Source organism: Methanoregula sp. (genome assembly GCF_002835825.1).
Classification (GTDB): Archaea; Halobacteriota; Methanomicrobia; order Methanomicrobiales; family Methanospirillaceae; genus Methanoregula.
Genome location: NZ_PIZH01000343.1, coordinates 1 through 2,330 on the forward strand (window position 1 = coordinate 1; position 2,330 = coordinate 2,330).

Annotated in this window: 2 protein-coding genes; one reads left to right on the top strand and one right to left on the bottom strand. The window is 50.7% G+C overall.

Features of this window, described 5'->3' with window-relative positions:
* The first annotated feature begins 522 nt into the window (after positions 1–522).
* Positions 523–1,923, top strand: a complete 1,401-nt coding sequence (locus CW742_RS10815; RefSeq protein WP_292420278.1) for a hypothetical protein — start codon at positions 523–525, stop codon at positions 1,921–1,923.
* Positions 1,924–2,115: 192 nt separating this feature from the next.
* Here CW742_RS10815 and CW742_RS10820 read toward each other — a convergent pair.
* Positions 2,116–2,330, bottom strand: a 215-nt coding sequence (locus CW742_RS10820) for a hypothetical protein (RefSeq protein ID WP_292420280.1), incomplete at its 5' end; no start/stop codon positions are given.

Consider the following 2,330-nt stretch of genomic DNA (forward strand, 5'->3'; position numbering starts at 1 on the left):
ACGATGCCATATCCTCTGCCCGTGCTCGATGCGATTCCTGCGGGGGAAGGGATACGGTGGGTGACATGATTGTGCTCACAAATCATTTCTCTGAATTATTTTTGGTATTTCATCGTTCAATGAATTATGTCAGGGTATGATATTTCATCCATTATTCCATTTATTCTTTTCATTTTCCCTTTGATAAAAAAGAAAAAATAATCCGGCCGAATCCGTGGCTTCATTTAAAAATATCTTTGCAGAATGCTGGTAAAAATTCCTCTTTTACGTCGGATGGAAATGAATCGTGCAGTCATAGAACCCCTCAAACCCGTGCCAGCGCATCCCATTCGCCTGCCCGTTTCCTGCCAAAATCCCAGAAATTGACAGGATTTTTCTCAAAAGTTTTAAATCTACCATTAATACACTGTCAGTGAAGAAATTTTACGGCAAACGTATTAATATCATGACAAAACGCTAATCAGAAGTTTTATCAGAGCGTGAAATAATAGGATTGGATATATTTCCGGGAGATATGCCTTTATGAAACGCAATCGCGATTTACTTACCCTTGTCCTTGTTGCCCTGTTCTGCTGTGCCCTGGTGCCGGCAGCCTCGGCATTCACTGCGACATCGACATTAGCTGACGGAACGGCCATCCCACCAGGCACCGTTATCACCGTCAGCATCACGGGCCTTTCCAACACAAACCAATTAGGATACAGGATTACTTCGGACAATCTTGACGTAACTGACAATACAGTGAGACTGAATTCGGTTGATGTGCCTTTTGATTTCTCCAATGGTGATGTTGAAACAACATTAACAACAACCAAGGGAATCACCGGTACTACCACGCTCGTTGTGCGCCGTCCGGATGGATCTGAAATAATCAGAGAATCGAATAATCCAATCACGCTAAACGCTAACATCAAGAAAGGAACATATGATGTTTCCATAAGCGGGACACGATCCGGTGGCCAGGTTGGCATTAATTATGCCGTAGTTGGTAAGGTTACCAACGTAAATCCTGCGAATACCTACGACCTGACGTTTACCGTCACGGGTGTTAACTCAGGATCTATTACAATTACGGTGACAGAGGGGTCTGACACCCGTTTTGCGAGAACGTATACGATAACTCCACCCCCCCCACCGCCCAGTCCGCCCAGTGATAGTGAAGGATATGGCGGTTCAGCTCCGGAAGCCCCCGCAGCACCCGCTGCTCCGGCCGCACCGGCCCAGTTAGCCCCGATGCAGGGAACAACGACCACAACGGCGACCATCACCCACAACCAGGAGGGCCAGGTGCTTGCGGATTACACCATTGAAACTGATCCGTCAGCAGGATTCGCCTCCCAGGTAGATATCCAGGCCGGTACAACCGCGGTCATGGGACCCGGAACCCTGAACCCCGGCCAACCCGTGGGAGAGATCACCGTAACGCCCCTTGACCCTGCAACAGTTACCATCGACACGGCAACGACCGGAACCTTCTCGTTCTCCGGCCTGGCCATTGAATGCGGACCCACGGGTGCGCAGTTCTCCGGCTCTCCAGTCACCGTATCCTTTACCATGACCGCAGACCAGTGGGCAGAGGCCCTTGCCGCAGTCAACGGCAACACTGCTGCGATGACCATCCAGACCTTCGACCCGGTAGCCAATGCATGGGTTGAGGTGCCAACGGTTGTCGACCCGGTGACCCGCACGGTCAGCGCCCAGGTCTCGCACTTCAGCACGTATGCCGTGTTCTATAAAAAGGAAGGCGCAGCTGGCGTCAAGACCATCGGGGAACTCGCCCAGGTTACTCCGCTCCAGCCCCGGGTGACAACCGCAGCGACTCCGGCACCGACCCAGATGGCACCCGTTGCAACCCCGACCCAGCAGGGCGGGATCTTTGACGGGATCTTCAACTGGTTCAATTCACTGTTCGGGAAAAAGTGAGTTCTCTTAATAAACACCTTTTTGAATAATTTTTTTACCGAGATTCCTCAATGAAGACCCCCTACCGCAATCGGAATTTGTGGTTCTCAAGGGAAAAACCTGCCTTGTGTGTAACCGCCAAACCTCTGGCATGATGGTTCCTATCTGGTGCCGCATCTCATCGAACCGTTTGCCGGGCAAGCGGCAGATCTGTCAATCGCTTTGGAATGGCCGGTATCTCCTATCGGGCAATTGAAAAAAAAGGGTGTTCGTTATGGTTTTTGGTGATAAAAAAAACAGCAAAAAAACTCTCACGCCTTCTTCGACAGGTACATGTGCCAGCGCTTCCACGCGCCTTCGTGCCTCACCATGCATAGCCCCACTGTAGTCCGCCGCGTACAACTCTTCCATATCTCTTGTCCGTCCGA

Bases quoted from the DNA above. Each gene is read 5' to 3' on its own strand.
- CW742_RS10815 (WP_292420278.1), top strand. From the start codon at position 523: ATGAAACGCAATCGCGATTTACTTACCCTTGTCCTTGTTGCCCTGTTC.